Origin of the sequence: Enterococcus mundtii, assembly GCF_002947535.1 — a bacterium.
Lineage (GTDB): Bacteria > Bacillota > Bacilli > Lactobacillales > Enterococcaceae > Enterococcus_B > Enterococcus_B mundtii_B.
This window is the reverse complement of sequence record NZ_PUAP01000003.1, coordinates 20214-44267: the sequence shown is the minus strand read 5'-3', so window position 1 is coordinate 44267 and position 24054 is coordinate 20214. Positions and strand designations below refer to the sequence as shown.

Below are 24054 nucleotides of genomic sequence, written 5' to 3'. Positions count from 1 at the left end.
TTAGACAAATATACAAAACATCTATATAATGTATAAAGATTGTGTAATCATTATCAAATTGAAAAAACGATCAACTATTAATAATTTATATAGATGAAAATAAGGAGCGGATATTCAATGACAAAGCAAAATATTGTCGTTGTGGGTGCTGGTTATGCGGGTGTTTCAGCTACAAAACACTTAGCGAAGAAACTGAAAAAAGAAGACGTAACAATCACATTGATTGATCGTCATTCGTACCACACGATGATGACAGAACTTCACGAAGTTGCAGGCGGACGAGTGGAACCAGAGGCGATCCAGTACGATTTACAACGATTATTTGCAAGACAAAAAAACGTAGATCTAGTTACTGATACAGTAATCGGCATCGACAAAGAGAAAAAAATCGTCAAAACCAAATTAGGCGCTTATCCATTCGATCAATTGATTTTAGGTATGGGCGGCGAGCCGAATGATTTTGGTACGCCAGGTGTTAAAGAAAATGGCTTTACTCTTTGGTCATTTGAAGATTCCGTCAAGATCCGTAAACACATTGAGAAAACTGTCGAAAAAGCGGCATTAGAACCAGACGAAAAATTGCGTAAAGCAATGTTGACGTTTGTTGTATGTGGTTCTGGGTTGACTGGGATCGAAATGATCGGTGAGTTAGTTGATTGGAAAGATCGTTTAGCAAAAGACTACAAACTAGATGCAAATGAGATTACACTGATGGTTGTTGAAGCAATGCCAACGATTTTGAATATGTTGGACCGTAACGATGCAGCCAAAGCAGAACGCTATTTAAATAAAAAGAATGTTGAACTATTGTTGAATGCACCAATCGTTGAAGTCGCTCCTGACCATATCAAATTAAAAGACGGTCGTGAAGTGCCAACACATACATTGATTTGGACAGCGGGTGTCAAAGGAACAACAGATGCGGCTGATTTCGGATTAGAGACTGCACGTGGTCAACGTTTAGTAGCAAACGAATATATGCAAGCAAAAGGATATGAAGAACAAAATATCTATATCATTGGGGACTTAGTCTACTACGAAGAATTTCCTAATACTCCAACCCCACAAATCGTTCAAGCCGCAGAGCAAACAGGTCATACTGCTGCAGCGAATATCGTGGCTTCGATCAAAGGTGGCGAGAAACATAAATTTAAAGGGAACTACCAAGGATTTATGGTTTCTGTTGGCGCAAAATGGGGTGTAGCAAACCTCTTTGATAAGATCCATTTAAGTGGCTTTTTAGCAATTATCATGAAACATATCGTCAACTTGAAATATTTCTTTGATATCCGTTCAGGTTATTATATGTTCCAATATATGATGCATGAATTCTTCCATATCAAAGATGATCGCAATGTGACTCGTGGACACTCTTCTCGTTATGGTAATGTTTTATGGAGCGTTCCATTACGAATCTTCTACGGTCTCGTTTGGTTAGTCGAAGCTTCGAAGAAAATGATCGGTAATGGTGAAGTATTGAAACCAAGTACTTGGTTTGGTGAAGGTTCATGGTTTACTGGTAATAGTGTGTTCCCATGGACTTGGGAATACAATGTAGCAGATGTAGCAAGTGGTGCTTCAGCAGCAGGCGATGCCACAACAGCTGCGAGTGGTGCAGGTGCAACAACTGGAGAAGCAGCAACACAAGCGGCACATTTTGGCTTGAGCTATGCGTATGGTGAAGAACCAATGGCAGTGCTCGATAAATCACCAGACTGGTTCAATAGCATCATGCAAGTCATCATGCCAAATAACGATGTTGCGATGTTCTTCCAAAAATTCATGGTCTTCTTTGAAATCGCACTAGCGTTAGCATTGATTGCCGGTTTATTCACTTGGTTATGTAGTGCAACAACGATTGTTTTAGTTATCACATTCTGTATTTCTGGTATGTTCTACTGGGTAAACATCTGGTTCATCTTTGTGGCTTTTGCCTTGATGAATGGTTCAGGTCGTGCGATCGGTTTGGATCGTTGGGTGATTCCTTGGTTACAAAAAACAGTCGGTAATTGGTGGTACGGGAAACCGAAGGCACGTTACGGCGAATAAACAAAGTTAAAAATTCAAACAATCAAGATGATTTTAGCAATTAAAATCATGATATGAGAAGAAATAAGGAGGAGCTTGGGGTGTGCAAACATCCCAAGCTCGTCTTTTTCTTAAATAGGTTCGTATAAAAGTGAAGAATCGATCAAACCCTTGGATTAACTGAGTTGTGCCACTCATTCACAACCTTCGTTATTCATGGTAAAATTGGAGCAATCAAACGAGGAGAAAAGGGGAGTGAGTACTTGAAAGAATTTATTCAAAAAAGTTTATTGAAACCTTGGGATATCATCATTATTCTTTTGTTAGTCATGCTCTCATTCTTACCGGTTGTCATCTTTAGTTATCAACAAGTGGACGCAACACCAAATAAAGAAGCGGTGCTACGAGTCGATGGAACAGAAATCAAGACTTTTCCTCTAGTAGCTGAAACCAAAGCTTATACCTATTTATATGAAGACGATCACGGCGATAAAAATGTGATCGAGATTGATGGGGAACGAATTCGGATCAAAGAAGCAGACTGCGACGACCAGATTTGCGTTCGCCGAGGATGGGCAACGAATCAAGGAGAAACAATCGTTTGTTTGCCTCACAAATTAGTGATCGAAGTGCGATCAACAGACGGGAGTGGGGAAGACAGTCTGATTTATTAGACGGTTCACGTCATGAGTAAATTACAAAAAATGATCTATATATCTTTATTGGTTGCCCAAGGTGTGATCATCGGTTTATTGGAAAATATGATTCCTTATCCTTTCGCTTTTGCACCCGGTGCAAAACTAGGATTGGCTAATTTGATTACGATTGTGGCAATTTTTACAATGAAAAAACGAGATAGCTTCTTATTACTTTGGTTACGTTTGTTTTTGACCACGTTATTAGGCGGCACGATTTCGACGTTTCTTTATAGTATGAGTGGTGCGTTATTGAGTTATGTAGGGATGTTGGTAGTCAAACAACTGGGACCTAAAAGAGTCAGTATCATTGGGATCAGTGCGACAGGTGGATTTATGCACAATGTCGGTCAGTTATTGACCGCGTCATTTATCGCTCAATCATGGACAGTCATGCTCTACTTACCGATTTTATCATTCCTAGGTATTCTATCAGGATTGGCCATAGGGATAGCTGCTAATTATCTGCTGAAACATGTAAGAACACTTCAGCGGTTCCAAGCAGATTATGATCGGCAGACCAATAGTCAATGGCAATCGGTATTTCTGAAAAAATAAGCGTTATACAAGGAGTTTTTTTATGAAGTTACATCAAATGTGGGGGGACTATCCAACGATCCAAGTGGAATTGAACCAAACACTAAAAAAAATGGAAAGTGTTGTTCGGCTGAAAAATAAACCAGTAGAAGAAGCGATAAAAGAAACGATTCATGCAGGTGGAAAGTTGCTGCGTCCGGCGTATCAATTATTATTTGCACAATTTGGACCAGAACAAGATCGCGACAAAGCCATTTCGTTGGCAGCATCTATTGAGATGCTACACATTGCCACGTTGATCCATGACGATATCGTTGATGAAGCTGACCTACGAAGAGGACAACCCAACTTACGTAGCCGTTTTGGCAATAGCGTTGCTGTCTATGCTGGAGATTATTTATTTGTTTGTTGTTTCAAACTCTTGTCCGAATATACCTCCTCCTTAAAGAGTATGCAATTAAATGCACGAAGTATGGAAAAAGTATTGAATGGCGAGCTAGGACAAATGGATGATCGCTACAATGCCCAATTGTCGGTTGAAGAATATTTACAGAATATTTCTGGTAAAACTGCTGAACTGTTTCAATTGAGTTGTTTTGTAGGTGCATATGAAAGTGGCACAAGCGAACGTTTTGCGAAAAAAGCAGGGGATATCGGTTTAGCGATCGGCATGGCTTTTCAAATCATTGATGACATTTTAGATTATACAAAACAGAGCGAAGACATCGGTAAGCCTGTATTAGAAGACATTCGTCAAGGGGTTTATTCGCTACCTTTGATCTATGCGTTACAAACGGATAAAAAAGCAGAATTACTTGAGTATTTGTCCAAAGAAAAACAAATGACACAAGCAGAAGCTGAGAAGGTTCAACAATTAGTTATTGAGGCGCAGGGTGTTGAAAGTGCCCAGAAGTTGGCAGAATCCTATACGAAACAAGCACTAAAAGAAATCAAAAAATTACCAAATACCTCGGTACAAACAAAAGAAACATTAGAGACATTGACGTCATTGATCTTAAGACGTGCAGACTAAATTATATAAAATGAGTGCTACTTTTAAGTAACACTCATTTTTTTCTTTGCACAGAAAAAGTGGTTTTGCACCTTCTAAAAGAAAGAGGTATACTAAATAGTAGGTATCGTATAGTTGCAGATTTCCACTTAGTAGTAACATACGTATCAGCAGTTTGTTGCTCTTAAAAACATGCGCCATTGGTAGAATGGCCATGGATCGTTTATCGAACAGGGGCCTACATCGTTTTATTTATGGACGTAAGTACATAAAGTGACGGAGGAAGAATAAAGGAGGGAAATCGAAGCACATAAGAAATAATACATAATATAAAGTGAACCATGGACAAAACAAGTAGTTAAAACATTCATTTTTTGTTTATTCTTACAATCAGTATCGTTAACATTTTGGGGGAAATGTCGCTGAATGACAAGAATAAATGAGTCAATAAAAACCAGTGAAAGCCTTATACAGTTCTAACTGAAAAGGAAATCACTGGTTTTTTATCTTTTATCTTTTATCTCCCATGGTTAGGACTAGTTTGTGGTCGATTGTTGCGTGAGGGGCTACCGTGTTTTAGATGATTATTTTCCTTTTGATGATGAGCATTATTGATTCGATCCTTCAATGTAAGTTTCTGAGTCTCAGGTAAACTCTTTTTTTGTAATGATTCGGTCTGTAACTTATGACTGGCTTTTCCAGTTTCTTTTTCTCTGTGATCACGTTTTTGGGATGATTCAACCCTATTCGTGCTACTTTTAGTATCTTCAGGAATCGTTTCGTAGATATGTTCATCTAATTTTTGCGATTTTTTCTTAGGCCCATCTTCTCTATTCATTCCATTTGCCATTGCTTTTCCATCAAACGTTACTTTTGGCTGTCGATTGGCATAAGGGTCTTTAGAGATACCCTTATGTCTTTCATTGAACTTACGGTTCGCTTCCACAACTGCTTTCGCAACTTCTTTTTTTGTTCGGTCACGTATTTCAGGAAGCGGTACATCTTTCTCGCTGCTTTTAGTATCTCCAGGAATCGTTTCGTAGATCGGTTCAGCAGAGTCTGTGTATCGTTCTACAAGTTTATCTACTTGTTTTGGCGACAACTTGTCGATTTTATCAAGTAAGTCTTGCGCTCTTTGTTCATTATTTTTGATGCCAGCTGTTAGTTCGATATATTTTTTTGAAGATTTAGAACGATCGCCAAGCTGTTCTCTTTCTTCCTTTAGCTCTTGGATCCTACCTACTGCATTCATCAGGCTTTTTGTCAGTTGCTTGATTTCTGTAGCAGGACTTTTTGGTAGATGCTTACTTAATTCCCTTGAACGCTGTCTCATCTTTTCTACTGGCATAATATTTTCTTTACGATTATCCATAATTAGTTCCTCATCTCTTGTCTTGGTTACATAAACAAAAATAGCATTTTAATCTTCGTGATTTATACCGATAATTTCTAAGTAAAGAAAATTAGTGTAAGCATTTCTTGCTCTTGAAACATGAGCGAGAAAACAAAGAGGAGGAAAGTATGCTTGATAGCAGAAAACAGGACATTGACCATTATTTTTGATCAATATCCTGAATTATTTTGTTTAGTGTGAAGCTGTTTTATTTTTAAATTGTATGGCTAGTTTTTGGTCGGCTATTCAGCGTTGGACTTGCTTTTTCTTGGGCGTTAGCTTTGACCTTTTCCTGTGCGTTAGCTAACTTCTCAGTCAATGGCGGTTTCAGAATACCTTTTATAGGCTCTCCTTTTAAAGTTTTAATCTGATCAATCAATAATTTTTTTTGGTTCATTAATTCTTCTTTATTTTTTCTACCAAATAAATTCATGATTTTGCCAGTTAACGTCTTATTTCTTTTTTTAATAGTAGCTAGTTTTTTTTCCGTTTGGTCTAACTTTTTATTGGCTTTATCTAACGAAAGATTTTGACTCATATTATCCTTGATTGGTTTTTTTTTGATTTCGATCGTTTTCTCTCTTTTATCAAAAGACTTTGAATCTATATCTTTATGAAATTCGTTGAATTTATCATTAGCAGATTTAACAGCTGACTGAATTTCTTCTCTGGATCGAGCTCTTTTCACTGTGATTGGGACCTCGACTTCTGCAATGCCTTTTTTATCTCCGGGAATTGTTTCATAGATAGGTTCATTAACGATTTTCTCATTGCTCTTCTTGACGCTGTTGTCTTGAGTGAAATGGTTATCTATGTATTTTTCCAATCTATCCGCATGTGCGGGTGAAATTTTTTCGATTTTTTCATATAAAACATGAACTCTTTTTCTATGAGTTTTGATGGCGTCTGTTAATTCCTGATATTTTTCTGAAGTTTTTGAAATGTCACCAAGCGCTGCTCGTTCTCCTTTTAACTCTTCGATCCTATTCTCAGAGTTGATAATTTGATTCGACAGTTGAGTGATTGCTGTTTTCTCTCCCTGTGTGATTGGTTGCTTCTCTTGCTCATTCTTAGCCATATCTATCTCCTTCTCTTATTCGTTATACATAAACAAACATAACATGTTTTTATCGGAAAACAGGACCGATAATTTCTATCAAGGAAAATTTTTGATATGAATCCTGTGATAGTAAAACGTTGTAAAATTAACATTAAAACATGTAGATTGCTTGAATAATAGAGCTTGTTCATTAGAATACCGTGTATCTTTTTGTAATGGAATGAATCATATAAAATAACTATTTATAAATATATGGATTGCTTGAACAACTTTAGCTAGAAAATCTTTATCGGTGTGGGCGATGATCATGATCTGCTAAAACTAGGTGATTGAGTTCGATCTCCACGTAGTTTTTGATTTTTCATTTGTTGTTCTTGTTTATTATGAGCGTCAGTTACTTGTTCTTTAAATGTTGGTTTTAGAATACCTTTTTGCGGTTTTTTTTGCGGTTGCTCGAGTTTGTTTATCAAATCAGTTTTCTTTTCCTTTAAACTTTGGATTTTTTTTCTTTGAAAGGCATTCGCAATCAGACCGATTATACTTTTTTTCCGTTTTTGGTACTTTTGCAATTTGCCCTCAATTTTTTGCAAATTACGTTTAGTTTCTTGGATAAACTTCTTATGTTCGGCTGCTTTCTCTTTCTCTGAGAGGGTTTTTCCCGTGTCTATTCTTAGCTTTTTGTTCATTTTAGGTTCAGGAGATGAGTTGCGGTAAGATTGATTGAACTTTTCATTGGCCTTTTCTACTTTGATTGCAGAGATTTCTTTAGGTGTTAATGGACACGCGACTTTGCCATAAGGGGAATCAGCAAATTTTTTTTCTAACTTCGTTGCAGTCTTTGAATCAATGGCCCCAAGTTGGTGGTAAAGTTTCTCTGCTTGTTTTCGATATACTTGGATACCTTCAGTATATATAGCAAATTCTTCTTTTACGTTAGGGTTACTAACGAGACCATCTCTTTCTTTTGCAAGTGCCTGTATTGTTTTTTCAGTATTCATGATTTTCTCTGTTAGATTGTTTACTTTTTCTGATAGTTTTTCCTGATGCTGTGTGACCGATTGCCGAGGCGTAGAAAGCTTTTGTGTAACGGACTGACGAGGTTCAGATGTTACTTGAGAAACGGATTGTCGTCTCGGCGACTGTTCGACAGATTCTCGGCGAACACTTTTCGTTTGCTGGCGTTCTTGTTCTTTTAGGACAAGTTTCATTGCGCGATGACTGTAGATGTTATTTCGATTATTGTTTAGTTCTTTATTTGCGTTATTGAGTTTTGTTGTTGCTTTGTTATATTCATCCGGATTGGCTGTTCTGCTCGAAAGTTTTTTTACTTCACTTTTGATTTCCCGGATTTGTTCATTTAACTCTCTGTCTTGTTCGTTTAAACGCTCAATTTTCTGGTCAATTTGTTTAGCAGACAAGCGGATTTCTTCTGGAACAATCATTGCTGTTTGTTGCGAAAATTTCTTCACGACATCTAATTGTCTACTTATTCGATTAAAAACATTATCAGAAAGATTAGGAGCTTTTAAATTTAGGGTCAGCGACTGCTCTTTGATCAATATATGTAATCTTAAACGAGATAAGTTTTCTTGACCGATTGCTTGTGGATTTAAAACACCATCTCTGATGGCTGTATTTAAAAAGCGGGTCACTTCTATATTCTTTTTTAGGTTCTCCATTCGTTCTCCTTCGATCTTTTCATTAATATATAACAAAAATATCACTTTCAAACTCTTTTTAGAGACCGATAATTTCTATAACAAGTAAATTATTAGTACTAATCATTTGATGAGAAAATGTTATTTCAGATGGATTTCAAAGCAAAGGCGTCTTTCGTAGATGGTTATGGATACGAATGTTCAAATGAAATGTTTTGTTTATTTAGAACAATCTTTTTTTGTTTTTGGAAAAAAGTTGTCCCAACAAAGAAAAATTCCATGCTATATTCTGGAATAAAGAATGCTATGGATAAAGGAGAGCTCCTGTGAGAAAACAATATACATCAGAATTAACGAAGTTAACGGTAATTGAGATCATAACAAAATTAAGTGAAAAGAAAAAAAATTTTTCGTTTCGCGATATTGAAGAAGAGTATCAGCAACCTTTAACTGCAGCGGATAAATTTTTGATCCGATGTTTGATCGTCAAAAAATTCAATTTGAAAATCGAATATTTTTCTTCTTCCAAAGCCAACCAATTACAATTTTGCAAAATTTGAGAATAGACATTGGATTGGCTCGTTCTGGAAAAATAAATGTAGGTTGAAATAAAAATGTTGTAATTCGATACAAAAAAATTCATTCATTTCCCTATAAGTTATTATACAAAAAGAACGACAGGAAAAAGGGGGCGTTAAATGAATAAAGGTTTGTAACTAGCGGTAAGTTGGAATAGATTTGATTGAAAATCTATTAAAGAAGCCGTGGTTCCGCGGAAGAAGTAGTAAATAGGAATAACTAAACAGACATAGAACACGAATTGATTGCTGGAGACTATTTCGGGGAAAAATAGTTGATCAGTTCCACTTGCTTAACGACGTGCATCCGTGATTGCTTCATAGCGTCCAGAAAAGAGCGTAGGTAAGTTTTATCAAGGGAAAAGTATTGTCAGTAAAGTAGTTTGATTGTTCTACTATTACTTACAATAGCACATAGTACTATCATATTTGAATATTATATCGAACATAGAACAAACATATAGAACTAAAACATAGAACTAAAACATAGAACCAAAACATAGAACTAAAACGTAGAGCTAAAACATAGAACCAAAACATAGAACTAAAACATAGAGCTAAAACATAGAACCAAAACATAGAACTAAAGCATAGAGCTAAAACATAGAACTAAAACATAGAACTAAAATATAGAACTAAAACATAGAACAACCATAGAACTTAGAAGTAGACTCAAAAGTAAAACAAAACACATCATGTAGTACCTCAAACATAGAATCAAGCACATAGTAGAAAAATATAGTACATCGTAAAGAAGCTTGCATGTTTTCTCGCGACATCAAGCTTATGAAAATAAAGCGAGCATGACAAACCCACCATTGATAAAAAAGAGGCTAGGAAACGAACTAGCCTCTTTTTGCTGATGGTAACCCATCGATTTCTGTTAAGCTGACTTCACCAGAGAGTAGTTGGAAACGCTGGTTTGGCGTATCTACGATCAGTTCTCCTTTTGGACCGATTGCTTGGGCAATTCCTTGATAAGATTTTCCTTGTCGGGTAAAGCTGACAGACTTACCTAGGACAAGTGACCGTTCTTTGTAGAGATCGAAATAGGCAGGAGAATCGTCTGCTAAATACCTAAAGAAATGCTTCCAAATCGCGCAGATCAATTGATTTCTAGTAATCAATGCCTCACCCATAGGAAATAAAGAGGTCGCTTTTTGCTGGAGCTCATCAGGAAATTGCGTTTGAGGGATCGAAAAATTCAAGCCCACACCAATGATCACCGAACGGATTTCACCAGATTCCATATCACTCACTGCTTCGGATAAAATGCCACAAATCTTCTTCCCTTCAAGGTAGATATCGTTGACCCATTTAATGGTTGCCTGTTTTCCTGTCAATTCTTGGATTGCTTTGACACAAGCACTGGCAGCGATCAACGTATATTGTGGCAATTCCTCAAAATGTTTTTGTGGATGCAATAATAGGCTCATATAGATTCCTTGGCCAGGCTGAGCAAAGAAGGAACGCCCAAAACGACCATGGGCTTGTTCTTGCGTGTCGGCAACGAACAAACTAGGTTTCGTCGTGTCGATGCCAGAAGCAAATTTTGCATCTTTCATAGTGGATTTAGATTGAGCTAGCACGTTCACTTGCACGTCAAAAGGGCGTAATTCTTGCGCGATTTCTGTAGCATCTAACACATCGGATGGGAGATAACGGTATCCTTTTGCTTGGTGCTCAAAGCGAAACCCTTCTTTTTCTAATTCTTTGATGGCTTTCCAAATACTTGTCCGAGAAACATTCAGCTGTTGCGCGATTTTCTCTCCGGATAAAAATGTGGGTGTGCTTTTTAAAAGGTGTAGTACCTTGGCTTTTGTCGTCATGGATCAAACTCCTTTCTACTATATATATTAGCAGATTTATGATCGAATGAGGACAGTGCGCCATCCTTTTTGTTTTAGTATCTGTAAAGACAAAGAGGTTTTGTAGAAAAGAATCAATCAATTAGGATTGGACGAAATTGAAACAAAAAGAAAGATTAAGAAACAATTACGAAAATTTACAGGAAACGCCAGGAAGTGTTGACTTTTACGTTAAAACAGTGTATCATATGAAGTTGCAAAAACTATCTGATGAAGCGAAGGCAGAAACGAAATATTGTCCGTTTCGGCTTTAATATAAGGAAACAAAAGTAGAAGCTCACGAAGGCAAGTACTCAAGAGAACGTTCTATTTTTGGTTTTTTTTTGCCTAAAAGCCGCAAAAAATGTCTGTTGTTACCTAAATATAATATTTTTAATATTATTGTAACAATTGATCGGGTAGTCTTTTTGAATGACATTTTAGAGGGGTGAAGAGCTTGGCTGGACACGTAGTAAAATACGGAAAACATCGCGAACGTAGAAGTTTCGCACGAATCAGTGAAGTGTTGGAATTACCAAATTTGATCGAAATTCAAACAGACTCGTACCAATGGTTCTTGGATGAAGGACTAAGAGAAATGTTTGAAGATATTTTGCCAATCGATGACTTCAATGGCAATCTTTCTTTGGAATTTGTAGATTATGAATTGAAAGAACCAAAGTACACAGTAGCAGAAGCACGCGCACATGACGCAAATTACTCTGCGCCATTACATGTGACTTTGCGTTTAACAAACCGTGAGACAGGTGAAATCAAAGCGCAAGAAGTATTCTTCGGTGATTTCCCATTGATGACAGAGCAAGGTACATTCATCATCAACGGTGCGGAACGTGTTATCGTTTCCCAATTAGTCCGTTCACCAGGTGTTTACTTCCATGGGAAAGTAGACAAAAACGGTAAAGAAGGATTCGGTTCAACTGTGATCCCTAACCGTGGTGCATGGTTAGAAATGGAAACTGATGCAAAAGACATCTCTTATGTACGTATCGACCGCACACGTAAGATTCCATTGACTGTGTTAGTTCGTGCATTAGGTTTCGGTTCAGATGACACGATTTTTGAAATCTTTGGTGACAGTGAAACATTACGTAACACGATCGAAAAAGATTTACACAAAAATGCAAGTGATTCTAGAACAGAAGAAGGATTAAAAGACATCTACGAGCGTCTTCGCCCAGGCGAACCAAAAACAGCAGATAGTTCACGTAACTTGCTGAATGCCCGCTTCTTTGATCCAAAACGTTACGACTTAGCAAATGTTGGTCGTTACAAAGTAAACAAAAAACTAGACTTGAAAACACGTCTATTGAACTTAACGTTAGCTGAAACGTTGGTTGATCCTGAAACAGGCGAGATCATTGTTGAAAAAGGAACAGCTTTGACCCATCAAGTGATGGAAACATTAGCACCGTTCATCGACAATGGTTTGAACTCAGTGACTTACTACCCAACAGAAGATGGCGTAGTCACTGACCCAATGACTGTCCAAGTGATCAAAGTCTTTTCACCAAAAGACCCAGAACGTGAAGTCAACGTGATCGGTAACGGCTACCCAGACACAACAGTGAAAACTGTTCGTCCAGCGGATATCGTTGCTTCAATGAGCTATTTCTTGAACTTAATGGAAGGCATCGGCAACGTGGACGATATCGACCACTTAGGAAATCGTCGTATCCGTTCTGTCGGAGAACTTTTACAAAACCAATTCCGTATCGGATTAGCACGTATGGAACGTGTCGTACGTGAAAGAATGTCGATCCAAGATACAGAAACATTGACACCACAACAATTGATCAATATCCGTCCAGTTGTCGCAAGTATCAAAGAATTCTTTGGTTCTTCACAATTGTCTCAGTTCATGGACCAAACAAATCCATTGGGCGAATTGACGCACAAACGTCGTCTTTCTGCCTTAGGACCTGGTGGTTTGACTCGTGACCGTGCCGGCTATGAAGTACGTGACGTTCACTACTCCCACTATGGTCGTATGTGTCCGATCGAAACGCCTGAGGGACCAAATATCGGGTTGATCAATAGTTTATCTAGTTATGCGAAAGTAAACAAATTTGGTTTTATCGAAACGCCTTATCGCCGTGTTGATCGCGAAACAGGACGTGTGACAGAACAAATCGATTACTTGACAGCAGACATCGAGGACCATTATATCGTTGCCCAAGCAAACAGTAAGTTGAATGATGACGGTACATTTGCTGAAGAAATCGTCATGGCTCGTGCCCAAAGTGAAAACTTAGAAGTATCGATCGATAAAGTCGATTATATGGACGTTTCACCGAAACAAGTAGTTGCGGTAGCGACAGCATGTATTCCTTTCTTGGAAAACGATGACTCCAACCGTGCCTTGATGGGTGCCAACATGCAGCGTCAAGCAGTGCCATTGATCAATCCACAAGCACCTTGGGTTGGTACTGGTATGGAATATAAATCAGCTCATGACTCAGGAGCTGCGTTACTATGTAAACACGATGGTGTAGTTGAATTTGTTGATGCTTCTGAGATCCGCGTACGTCGCGACAATGGCGCATTAGACAAATACTCAGTAACAAAATTCCGTCGTTCAAACTCTGGAACAAGTTACAACCAACGCCCAATCGTTCATTTAGGTGAGAAAGTCGAAAAAGGGGATACCTTGGCAGACGGCCCATCAATGGAACAAGGTGAAATGGCTCTAGGACAAAACGTCTTGGTCGGTTTCATGACTTGGGAAGGTTACAACTATGAAGATGCGATCATCATGAGCCGTCGTCTAGTAAAAGATGATGTGTATACATCGATCCATATCGAAGAATATGAATCAGAAGCTCGTGATACAAAATTAGGACCAGAAGAAATCACTCGCGAAATCCCGAACGTCGGGGAAGACGCATTGAAAGACCTAGACGAAATGGGGATCATTCGTATTGGGGCAGAAGTCCAAGACGGTGACTTATTAGTCGGTAAAGTAACACCAAAAGGGGTAACTGAACTTTCAGCAGAAGAACGCTTATTGCATGCGATCTTCGGTGAAAAAGCACGTGAAGTACGTGATACTTCTCTACGTGTACCACACGGTGGAGGCGGGATCGTTCACGATGTGAAGATCTTTACGCGTGAAGCTGGCGATGAATTATCACCAGGTGTCAACATGTTAGTTCGTGTGTATATCGTTCAAAAACGTAAAATCCATGAAGGGGATAAAATGGCCGGACGTCACGGTAATAAAGGGGTTGTTTCCCGTATTATGCCGGAAGAAGATATGCCATTCTTACCTGATGGAACACCGATCGACATCATGTTGAACCCACTAGGGGTACCATCACGTATGAACATCGGACAAGTATTGGAATTGCATTTAGGGATGGCTGCACGTCAATTAGGCATCCACGTTGCAACACCAGTATTTGATGGTGCAAGTGATGAAGACGTATGGGAAACAGTTCGTGAAGCTGGTATGGCTAGCGACGCAAAAACTGTTCTCTATGACGGACGTACAGGTGAACCATTTGACGGACGTGTGTCTGTCGGTGTGATGTACATGATCAAACTTGCTCACATGGTTGACGACAAGTTACATGCACGTTCAATTGGACCTTACTCACTAGTTACGCAACAACCATTAGGTGGTAAAGCGCAATTTGGTGGACAACGTTTTGGGGAAATGGAAGTTTGGGCACTGGAAGCATACGGTGCGGCTTATACCTTACAAGAAATCTTGACATACAAATCAGATGACGTAGTCGGACGTGTGAAAACATACGAAGCAATCGTCAAAGGTGAACCAATTCCAAAACCAGGTGTACCTGAATCCTTCCGCGTATTAGTTAAAGAATTACAATCACTAGGATTAGACATGCGTGTTCTAGACATCCAAGATAGCGAGATCGAACTTCGCGACATGGATGACGAAGACGATGATTTGATCACAGTGGATGCTTTGACAAAATTCGCTGAACAACAAACAGCAAAAGAACTAGAAAAACAAGCTGCTGAACAAGTCGAAGATGAAAGACAAGACATCATCCAAAACTTTGAAACCGCAGAAGATAATTTAGACTAATCCGGTCTGAGATACTGTGAGGCGGTCGAAGATCAGCCGCCTTACGATTTTGCCATTAAATGAAATGGAGGGAACCCCTTTTGATCGATGTAAATAAATTCGAAAGTATGCAAATAGGTTTGGCTTCTCCCGAAAAAATCAGAAGCTGGTCTTACGGTGAAGTAAAAAAACCTGAGACGATTAACTATCGTACCTTAAAACCTGAGCGCGAAGGGTTGTTCTGTGAGCGGATTTTTGGTCCTACAAAAGACTGGGAATGTGCCTGCGGAAAATACAAACGTATCCGTTATAAAGGAATCGTTTGTGATCGCTGTGGTGTGGAAGTGACTCGTTCAAAAGTTCGTCGTGAACGTATGGGTCATATCGAATTAGCAGCACCTGTTTCACATATCTGGTATTTCAAAGGTATTCCTTCTCGTATGGGTCTTGTATTAGACATGAGCCCACGCGCATTAGAAGAAATCATTTACTTTGCCTCATATGTTGTCATTGAACCAGGAAACACAAGCTTAGAGAAAAAACAATTGTTGACTGAACGCGAATACCGCGAAAAACGTGAACAATATGGCCAAGAATTCCAAGCAGCAATGGGCGCGGAAGCAATCAAACAATTACTTGATAACGTTGATTTGGATGGCGAAGCGGCTGAATTGAAAGAAGAGTTGAAATCTGCACAAGGACAAAAACGTACACGCGCGATCCGTCGTTTGGACATTTTAGAAGCATTCCGTGCTTCTGGCAATGAACCAAGCTGGATGGTCATGGACGTTATCCCTGTCATCCCACCAGATCTACGACCAATGGTCCAATTAGAAGGTGGACGTTTTGCAACAAGTGATTTGAACGATCTATATCGTCGTGTGATCAACCGTAACAATCGTTTGAAACGTTTGTTAGACTTGAATGCACCAGGAATCATCGTTCAAAATGAAAAACGGATGTTACAAGAAGCGGTAGATGCGTTGATCGATAACGGTCGTCGTGGCCGTCCTGTTACAGGACCAGGTAACCGCCCATTGAAATCTCTTTCTCATATGTTGAAAGGGAAACAAGGTCGTTTCCGTCAAAACTTACTTGGTAAACGTGTCGACTACTCTGGTCGTTCAGTTATCGTCGTAGGTCCTTTCTTGAAAATGTACCAATGTGGACTACCAAAAGAAATGGCGATCGAATTGTTCAAACCATTCGTGATGCGCGAATTAGTTCAACGTGAACTTGCTTCAAACATCAAAAATGCGAAACGCAAAATCGAACGTCAAGAAGATGAAGTTTGGGATGTCTTAGAAGACGTCATCAAAGAACATCCAGTTCTATTGAACCGGGCACCTACGCTTCACAGATTAGGTATCCAAGCATTTGAACCAGTTCTTGTCCAAGGTCGTGCGATCCGTTTGCATCCATTGGTATGTGAAGCATACAATGCCGATTTCGATGGAGACCAAATGGCCGTTCACGTACCGTTGAACGAAGAAGCACAAGCAGAAGCACGTATGCTGATGTTAGCTGCTCAAAACATCTTGAATCCAAAAGATGGTAAACCAGTTGTTACACCTTCTCAGGATATGGTTTTAGGAAACTACTACCTAACAATGGAAGAAGAAGGTCGTGAAGGCGAAGGAATGGTCTTTAGAGACCAAAACGAAGCACTCATCGCATGGCGTAATGGCTACGTTCATTTACATTCACGTATCGGTGTGAACCCAACGACATTAGGGGACAAACCATTTACAGAATGGCAAAAAGAACGCACGATGATCACGACTGTTGGTAAGATCATTTTCAACGAGATCATGCCACCAGAATTCCCTTACTTGAATGAACCAACTGACTTCAACTTGACTGTCCAAACACCGGACAAATACTTTGTTGAAGCTGGAACAGATATTCCTGCTCACATCAAAGAACAAGAATTAGTTTTACCATTCAAGAAGAAAAACTTAGGAAACATCATCGCCGAAGTCTTCAAACGTTTCAAAGTAACTGAAACATCTAAGATGCTTGACCGTATGAAAGACTTAGGATACAAACATTCAACACATGCAGGTATCACTGTAGGGATCGCCGACATCAGTGTCTTGAATGAAAAACAAGTGATCATTGACGAAGCACATAAACAAGTAGAGTCGATCACGAAGCAATTCCGTCGTGGATTGATCACTGACGACGAGCGTTATGAACGAGTAATCGCTGTTTGGAACTCTGCGAAAGACAGCATCCAACAAAAACTGATGGAAGGTTTGGAAGCGAAAAACCCAATCTTCATGATGTCAGATTCTGGTGCCCGTGGTAACATCTCCAACTTTACTCAGCTTGCTGGTATGCGTGGATTGATGGCCGCACCGAATGGACGTATCATGGAATTGCCGATCATTTCGAACTTCCGCGAAGGACTTTCTGTCTTGGAAATGTTTATCTCAACTCACGGGGCTCGTAAAGGAATGACCGATACAGCCTTGAAGACAGCCGATTCTGGTTACTTGACACGTCGTTTAGTTGACGTTGCCCAAGATGTCATCATTCGTGAAGAAGATTGTGGCACTGACCGCGGTCTTGAGATCCAAGCAATCCGTGAAGGAAATGAAATCATCGAATCTCTTGAAGATCGTTTGATTGGACGTTACACACGTAAAGAAGTTCGTCATCCTGAAACCAACGAAATGATCATTGCCGGAAATCAATTGATCTCTGAAGATGTTGCAAAACAAATCGTTGATGCAGGTGTTGAAACTGTAACGATCCGTTCTGTCTTCACATGTAACACAAAACATGGTGTCTGCAAACATTGTTACGGACGTAACTTGGCAACTGGTTCTGACGTTGAAGTCGGAGAAGCAGTTGGTACCATCGCCGCTCAATCAATCGGTGAACCAGGTACTCAGTTAACAATGCGTACGTTCCATACGGGTGGGGTTGCCGGAGATGATATCACTCAAGGTCTTCCTCGTGTCCAAGAAATATTTGAAGCACGTAATCCGAAAGGGCAAGCAGTGATCACTGAAGTAACAGGGGATGTTATCGATATCTCTGAAGATCCTGCAACACGTACTAAAGAAGTAACGATCAAAGGGAAAACAGATACACGTACGTATACAGTGCCTTACACTGCACGTATGAAAGTCGCTGAAGGCGATATGATCCATCGTGGTGCACCATTGACAGAAGGATCAATTGATCCAAAACAATTGTTGCAAGTACGTGACGTTCTATCTGTTGAAAACTATCTATTACGTGAAGTACAACGCGTTTACCGTATGCAAGGGGTAGAAATCGGCGACAAACATATCGAAGTAATGGTTCGCCAAATGCTTCGTAAAGTGCGCGTCATGGACCCAGGCGATACAGAAATCTTGCCAGGTACACTGTTAGATATCGCAGACTTCAAAGACCAAAACTACAATACGTTAGTTGCTGGTGGCGTTCCTGCGACATCTCGTCCAGTCTTGCTAGGTATCACAAAAGCATCATTAGAAACAAACAGCTTCTTATCAGCTGCATCCTTCCAAGAAACAACTCGTGTCTTGACTGATGCTGCGATCCGAGGCAAAAAAGATCCACTTCTTGGTTTGAAAGAAAATGTTATCATCGGTAAGATCATTCCAGCTGGTACTGGTATGCCACGTTACCGCAACATGGAACCAAAAGAAGTTGGCGTTGCAAGTGAGAACGTGTATAGCATTTCTGACATCGAAGCACAAATGGCTGCCGAAGATGCAATGAATGAACAAACACGATAAACCATGAGTTCACATAAAGAAGGTCAAGTTCCTGTTTGAGGAGCTTGACCTTTTTTTGTGGATAAACTAGAATCAAGGAAGTAAAAGGCAACTGTGGATAAAAGAAATGACAATAGATATCCACAGTGGATAATTATTATGTATACCAAAATTTATCCACCAATCTTCAAATAATAAAAGTAAAACAATATAAATAGGCTGAAAATACCGGTAGGGGGTAAAATAAGCATATTACTATTTATTTCAATGAAAACGAGTATGATAAAAACCAAAGGAGCTGATAAGAAATGGCAGTGAAAAAAGCTGTATTTGCAGGTGGCTGTTTTTGGTGTATGGTCAAACCGTTTGAAACACAACCAGGTATCCTCTCCGTTACTTCCGGTTATACTGGGGGACATGTACCAAATCCAACCTACGAACAAGTGACGACTGGAACAACTGGGCATACGGAAGCGGTAGAAATCGAATATGATCCTGAAATCATCACTTATGCGCAATTAGTCGAGATTTATTGGCAACAGACCGATCCGACAGATGCTTTAGGGCAGTTTGCTGATCGTGGGGACTCTTATCGTCCGGTCATTTATTATAGTGATGAAGCAGAGCGTGAAGCCGCAGAAAAATCAAAACAACAGTTACAAGCAAGTGGCCGTTTCGATCAACCGATCGTCACGAAGATCGAACCTCGTACGACCTTTTATCCCGCAGAGGAGTATCATCAAGATTACTACAAGAAAAACAAGATCCATTATCAGTTGTATCGTGAAGGCTCTGGTCGGGCGGGATTCCTTAGAAAAAACTGGAAAGACTAGTCTTTTAAACATAAGTAGTCACGTATGATAGACGTAAGAAAGAGGAAGATCGGACATTTTGTTCCAGATGCTTCTTCTTTTTTGTGTTATCGGAAATGGAGGACTAGCCATAAGGCAATACTTAGAAAAGGAACAAAGGGGAGATGTTTTCTTTGTTTGTGGAGTAAAGCTGCGACACAAAAATAACTTAAACCAAGACAACTGGCGATAAACAAAAGTATGAGGAGTTGTGAAGAGATCAATCCGCCACTCCAACTAAGTAAGAGTAACGTATCACCTGCGCCTAAATAAGCTTGCCCATAACGCAGCAAACCGTAACTGATCAAGCCGAAAACCATACTAGTTTCTAGGTGAAACTGATCAGTCAAAAACCAGTAGACCCATAAGAATGTCCATGAGAAATAGAGGATGCGAGTGTCGATCGCAAGGTAAAAAATATCCATCAACGAAAATAAAAAAGCAACGAAGAGCCAGATCAAATGAACTGTATCTGGCGAATAGAATCCTGCATACATAAATAGCGCACCGCTGGTCAACTCGGCCAGTGGATACATGGGTGAAAGTTTGGTCTGACAAGAGCGACAACGAAACTGTTGAATGACAATCGAAAGTAATGGAATCAACTCATACCAGCGTAAGGTTTGGTGACAGTTGACACAATGAGAACGAGGGGAAATAATAGAAAGGTCTTGAGGAACACGTTGTGCGACCAAGCACAAAAAAGAACCAAAGCAACAACCGATGATAAAATAAAGAAACATCAGAGCAACCTCCTTTTGATTAAGATACGCAAAAAAGGAGAAGAGAGGTGGAAAAAATAATGATTGCAGTCGGGGTCGATATTGGTACTACGCAAACGAAAGCAGTTGCATTCAATGAAGAAGCAGAAGAAGTAGCTACAGCCTACTTTCATTACCCGCTGATCCAAGAAATCCAAGGCATGGCTGAACAGGATCAGGAATTGATCGTCCATGCAGTGTATACGGTCATCAAAGAAGTGATCCAACAATTGCCAGCACAAACAATTCAATTCATCTCATTTTCAACAGCCATGCACAGCTTGATTTTATTAGATGAAAATAAAAAGCCTTTGACGCGCATGTTCACGTGGGCAGATACTCGTGCCGTCGATGAAGCGGAAAAATTAAAGACGACTGAAAAGGGACGCGCAATCTATGAACGGACTGGTACACCGATCCATCCAATGTCGCCACTGATCAAAATCAATTGGTTGAAAACCGAATTTCCTGATTTATTTGAGCAAGCGGCTTATTTTGTAGGAATCAAAGATTACCTTTTTTATGAATTGTTTGCTGAATTAGTCAGTGATTATAGTACTGCTTCTGGTACAGGGTACTTCGATATCCACCGTTTCCAATGGTCAGAGCCTATTCTTGAAGAGTTAGGGATACAAGAAGAGCAATTGCCGAGAGTGGCACCTGCGACTACCCAGTTCACAAAATTAACAGATCAGGCCCGTGCGAGGTTCCATTTTGATCAAGAAATCCCTTTTATTTTAGGTGGAGCGGATGGGCCATTATCTAATTTAGGTTTAGGTGCATTTGGTGAGACGACGGCAGCGCTGACTGTCGGTACCAGTGGCGCATTACGATTTATTTCGAATCGCCCAAAGCTCCATCCAACGATGGAAACCTTCTGTTATGTTTTGGATCAAACTCACTGGGTCATCGGAGGAGCAACCAGTAATGGCGCAGGGATCTTTGATTGGGCGGTCCATACATTGATGCAAGATGTCGTTCAACGAGCCAAGGAACAAGGTGAAGATCCGTACCAAGCAGTCCTTTCAGAAATCGCTTTTATCCCGCCTGGTGCCAATGGACTGATTTTCCAACCATATTTACTGGGTGAACGAGCACCTTTGTGGGATGCGGAGGCATTTGGAAGTTTTATTGGCCTGCAACGATGGCATACGGAAAAAGACATGATGCGAGCGGTCTTGGAAGGGGTTTGTTTTAACCTCAAACGGATTTTGCGAGGTATCTGTCCACCCGATCAAGTGATTGAGTTACGTGCAACTGGTGGCTTTGCTCAATCGGTTTTATTTCGGCAGATCATGGCAGATGTATTGGGACAACCTATCCGTTTTCCAAAAGTCAAAGAAGCTTCTGCTTTAGGGGCAGTTATTTTAGGTTGGCAGAGCCAAGGAAGGATCGAAACATTAGGGGAAGCTTCTGCATATATTGAATTAGCGCAACAAGTGACTGTTCAGAAAAAAGCCAGTCACATGTATAACAAAATATATCCGTTGTTTGTTTCGACACAACAAGAATTAAGCCGCTATTCGCAATTATTTGCGGAACTACGAGAGGATCTATCAACAGAGAGGATAGATGAAGAAGGCGAATCATAAATGATGACATTAGTTATATTTTCTATTTGATTGGCGGATTTTTTGCTATTTAAAAAAAGCATTACTCTGGGGATGAAAATCGTTCTCATCTAAAGGATTTTAGTGTACTTTTCCCTCAAAGTTTACTATGATTTTAGTATAGGCAAATGCGAGGAGGCAGAATTACATGAAATTTCAACAAACAAAAGAAGTATTGAATCAATTAGTAGCAGATTTAAGCCAAATGTCGGTGATCGTTCATCAAACACATTGGTATATGAGAGGTCCTGGATTCTTGACATTGCATCCAATGATGGACAAATTCATGGACGATTTGAACGAACAATTAGATGAAATCTCAGAACGTTTGATCACATTAGATGGTTCACCTTATTCAACATTACGTGAATTTGCAGACAACACAAAAATCCCTGATGAAGTTGGTGGTTGGGATCGCACGATGGAAGAACGTTTAGAAACATTAGTCGCAGGTTATCGCTATTTAGCAGACCTTTTCCAAAAAGGAATTGAAGCTGCTGGTGAAGAAGGCGACGATCCAACACAAGATATCTTTATTGATTTTAAAGCAGCAACAGAAAAACGCATCTGGATGATACAAGCACATCTAGGTAAAGCACCAGGAATTGACGCATAAACAAACGAGTCACAACTATAAGAAACACCCTGTTGACACACATCCATTGAGACGTGTTTCGACAGGGTGTTATTTTTTCTATTAATTACAGCAGAAATTTATTTTCTGCTAATGGGAAAAAGACGTTCTTTAAAAATCGATACTTTTTATTAAGCGCTTACTTTTCTTGCAATATACTCACGATGTAAATAAAAAAGAAAAGGAGCAAAAACATGAAAGTGAAAAAGAAATGGTTCTCGTTGTTGATGGTTGTAATGTTGTTGTCGACGGTTTTCCAACCGACACTCTTAGCCTTTGCGAGTGATCGATCCTTCAAAGAAGCGATCTCGCGTCCGGCTGTTGAGATTGATTTAAGTGGCACGTCGCCAGCAAAAGATGAAAAAACATGGAACGAATGGGTAAAACTCCGAGGATTTACGGATACCCTTACAAGAATCTTTCTGTCATTTTTTTGTAATTGACTGAGCATTGAGTACACCCTTTTGAATATTCAGGAGTGGATTTGTCGTAGCCCGCGTTCTTTGGAATCAAGGGCTTCAGATTGGAATTTTTCAGTGGAATAATGATCACGCCAGTAATATAGATTATCTAACTGATATTGATGAATAATAGCTAAAGTAGGGTTATTCAATCGCTCTCTTAAATCAAGATAATCAATATTCAACATCCATTTACTGTAAAAATCTCCATGTATACCAAAGCTTATGTTATAGGGAGAACAACCAAATAGAGGAATATCTTCATAGCAAATCTCATATTCTTCCTCCGATAGACCACGTCTATCGTCGTCTAGGTCGTCTTCCTCTGGATCATAAGGACACTCAACAAGAAAATGTCCATCACTTGGACCAAAATCAATAAATGAATCATCATGGGTCACAGTTAGTCGAGAATCTAATTGATTTAACTGAGTTTCTAGAAATTCCGTATTCTTTTCTACAGCGGCCAAAGGTCGATGCTTAGGGTCAGTGAAGGTGATTAGTCGGCTACTTTTTCTACCTTCACCGATCATCTGTGAAGTTCTTTGATAATGAGATGCGATTGTTTGTTGGAATTGTTCTTCTGGAAATAAATCCTTCCAGTAAGATAAGTTTTTTGCTTGATAAGTGTGAATAACAGTTAATATCAAATCGTCAATTGCTTGTAGCGTTTTTCGATCCGAATGATTTACTTTTCCGTAATGTTCATCAATTTGTTCGCCATAAGGTGTAAAACAATAGAGCGTATAAAATTGATATTTCAATCGATACTCCGAATACACAAAATGTTCCATCGGATGATTTGGCACACGAGGATCCCAGTAAATCGACGAAAGTTGTGGAAAGACCTCTGGACCATAATCAATAAAGTTATCATTATGTATCAAAGTCAAATCTGGATCGATTGCATGAAATTTTTGTGTAAGTTCTTCTGTCATTTTTTTGATCTCTGCTTGTGGTCGACGGTTGGGATCGACAAAGGGGAAGAAATGCATAATAGTTTTTCCTTTCTGTATGAAAAAGTTTTTTAAACTAAAGTATGACATGTTTATTCTTGAAAGATTGAACTTTTTTTACATATTTTTGAAAAATGTAAACTAAAAAAGAACGTCTTGAGACAACGTGTGGAAACATTGTCTCA

Annotated in this window: 17 protein-coding genes; 11 read left to right on the top strand and 6 right to left on the bottom strand. The window is 39.4% G+C overall.

What is annotated here, in order from left to right:
* Positions 1–117: 117 nt before the first annotated feature.
* The 4 genes from CUS89_RS01170 to CUS89_RS01155 all read left to right on the top strand — a co-directional run bounded on the left by CUS89_RS01170 (position 118) and on the right by CUS89_RS01155 (position 4293).
* Entirely contained in the window at positions 118–2049 is a 1932-nt protein-coding gene (locus CUS89_RS01170) for an NAD(P)/FAD-dependent oxidoreductase (protein ID WP_104870723.1), read from the top strand.
* Between the two features lie 242 nt (positions 2050–2291).
* On the top strand, positions 2292–2702 hold the full coding sequence (locus tag CUS89_RS01165; RefSeq protein WP_104776045.1) for a NusG domain II-containing protein: 411 nt from the start codon (positions 2292–2294) through the stop codon (positions 2700–2702).
* Positions 2703–2714: 12 nt separating this feature from the next.
* A complete protein-coding gene (locus CUS89_RS01160) occupies positions 2715–3281 on the top strand; it encodes a Gx transporter family protein (protein WP_104870722.1) in 567 nt (188 codons plus the stop codon).
* 22 nt (positions 3282–3303) lie between these two features.
* Positions 3304–4293: a polyprenyl synthetase family protein gene (locus CUS89_RS01155; protein ID WP_104870721.1), complete on the top strand. Its 990-nt coding sequence runs from the start codon at positions 3304–3306 to the stop codon at positions 4291–4293.
* 496 nt (positions 4294–4789) lie between these two features.
* Here CUS89_RS01155 and CUS89_RS01150 read toward each other — a convergent pair whose 3' ends face one another.
* From CUS89_RS01150 to CUS89_RS01140, 3 genes are all read right to left on the bottom strand, one after another.
* A complete protein-coding gene (locus tag CUS89_RS01150; protein ID WP_104870720.1) occupies positions 4790–5644 on the bottom strand; it encodes a hypothetical protein in 855 nt (284 codons plus the stop codon).
* A gap of 235 nt (positions 5645–5879) precedes the next feature.
* On the bottom strand, positions 5880–6743 hold the full coding sequence (locus tag CUS89_RS01145) for a hypothetical protein (RefSeq protein ID WP_104870719.1): 864 nt from the start codon (positions 6741–6743) through the stop codon (positions 5880–5882).
* 287 nt (positions 6744–7030) lie between these two features.
* Complete coding sequence (locus tag CUS89_RS01140; protein WP_104870718.1) at positions 7031–8404, bottom strand: hypothetical protein; 1374 nt, start codon at positions 8402–8404, stop codon at positions 7031–7033.
* 305 nt (positions 8405–8709) lie between these two features.
* Between CUS89_RS01140 and CUS89_RS01130 the strand changes: the two genes are divergently transcribed.
* Positions 8710–8943: a hypothetical protein gene (locus CUS89_RS01130; RefSeq protein ID WP_104870716.1), complete on the top strand. Its 234-nt coding sequence runs from the start codon at positions 8710–8712 to the stop codon at positions 8941–8943.
* Positions 8944–9806: 863 nt separating this feature from the next.
* Here the strand turns inward: CUS89_RS01130 and CUS89_RS01125 are convergent.
* Complete coding sequence (locus CUS89_RS01125; RefSeq protein ID WP_104870715.1) at positions 9807–10790, bottom strand: biotin--[acetyl-CoA-carboxylase] ligase; 984 nt, start codon at positions 10788–10790, stop codon at positions 9807–9809.
* Positions 10791–11265: 475 nt separating this feature from the next.
* On the opposite strand from CUS89_RS01125, the gene rpoB reads away from it, so the two are divergent.
* The 3 genes from rpoB to msrA all read left to right on the top strand — a co-directional run bounded on the left by rpoB (position 11266) and on the right by msrA (position 19429).
* Entirely contained in the window at positions 11266–14883 is a 3618-nt protein-coding gene (gene rpoB / locus CUS89_RS01115) for a DNA-directed RNA polymerase subunit beta (RefSeq protein ID WP_010733925.1), read from the top strand.
* A gap of 80 nt (positions 14884–14963) precedes the next feature.
* Positions 14964–18617 (top strand): DNA-directed RNA polymerase subunit beta', encoded by a 3654-nt coding sequence (gene rpoC, locus CUS89_RS01110; RefSeq protein ID WP_104870714.1) that lies wholly within the window; start codon positions 14964–14966, stop codon positions 18615–18617.
* 287 nt (positions 18618–18904) lie between these two features.
* The gene (gene msrA, locus CUS89_RS01105) at positions 18905–19429 is read left to right on the top strand and encodes a peptide-methionine (S)-S-oxide reductase MsrA (protein ID WP_104776040.1); all 525 of its coding nucleotides are present in this window, start codon (positions 18905–18907) and stop codon (positions 19427–19429) included.
* 86 nt (positions 19430–19515) lie between these two features.
* On the opposite strand, the gene CUS89_RS01100 is transcribed toward msrA, so the two are convergent.
* Positions 19516–20190, bottom strand: a complete 675-nt coding sequence (locus CUS89_RS01100; RefSeq protein WP_104870713.1) for a prepilin peptidase — start codon at positions 20188–20190, stop codon at positions 19516–19518.
* 59 nt (positions 20191–20249) lie between these two features.
* Here CUS89_RS01100 and CUS89_RS01095 point away from each other — a divergent pair, with 59 nt between their 5' ends.
* From CUS89_RS01095 to CUS89_RS01085, 3 genes are all read left to right on the top strand, one after another.
* The gene (locus tag CUS89_RS01095) at positions 20250–21800 is read left to right on the top strand and encodes a gluconokinase (RefSeq protein WP_374955045.1); all 1551 of its coding nucleotides are present in this window, start codon (positions 20250–20252) and stop codon (positions 21798–21800) included.
* Between the two features lie 166 nt (positions 21801–21966).
* Positions 21967–22434, top strand: a complete 468-nt coding sequence (locus CUS89_RS01090) for a Dps family protein (protein ID WP_104870712.1) — start codon at positions 21967–21969, stop codon at positions 22432–22434.
* A 212-nt stretch (positions 22435–22646) separates the two neighbouring features.
* Complete coding sequence (locus tag CUS89_RS01085; protein ID WP_258082365.1) at positions 22647–22895, top strand: hypothetical protein; 249 nt, start codon at positions 22647–22649, stop codon at positions 22893–22895.
* 29 nt (positions 22896–22924) lie between these two features.
* On the opposite strand, the gene CUS89_RS01080 is transcribed toward CUS89_RS01085, so the two are convergent.
* Positions 22925–23908 carry a hypothetical protein gene (locus CUS89_RS01080; RefSeq protein WP_104870711.1) on the bottom strand — a complete coding sequence of 328 codons (984 nt, stop codon included), beginning with the start codon at positions 23906–23908 and terminating at the stop codon, positions 22925–22927.
* Positions 23909–24054: the final 146 nt, after the last annotated feature.